This is a genomic window from Nocardioides abyssi, assembly GCF_030412915.1.
In the GTDB taxonomy this organism is placed as follows: domain Bacteria; phylum Actinomycetota; class Actinomycetes; order Propionibacteriales; family Nocardioidaceae; genus Nocardioides; species Nocardioides abyssi.
The window spans coordinates 1-277 of the sequence record NZ_JAUHJR010000175.1 but is presented as its reverse complement, the minus strand read 5'-3'; the positions used below and the strand labels follow the sequence as shown (position 1 = coordinate 277).

Here is a 277-nt window from a genome sequence, read left to right as displayed (position 1 = left end):
ATACGTCTTGTCCCAGTCATTTCCGAAAAACTCAACAAAGCCATTGTCATTCAAATGAACTTGTAACTCATTCAGTTTATAGAATGAAAGGATTTTTACATAATCACGCAGGTAATCCATTGTAAAGAACTTACGTGCCACATCAATCATGAATCCTCGGTTCGGATACAATGGAAAATCTGTAGCCTGCCCTCTCATCAGCCCCTCCGGCTGATTATGAATCATCTGCAACAAGGTTCTCGTCCCCCAAAATACACCTTTAGCAGTAGGAGCTTCA

The 277-nt window shown here is 41.2% G+C and carries 1 protein-coding gene; it reads right to left on the bottom strand.

The window, feature by feature from the left end; all coding sequences use genetic code 11:
* Positions 1–277, bottom strand: a 277-nt coding sequence (locus QWY29_RS21360; protein WP_300963049.1) for a family 20 glycosylhydrolase, incomplete at both ends; no start/stop codon positions are given.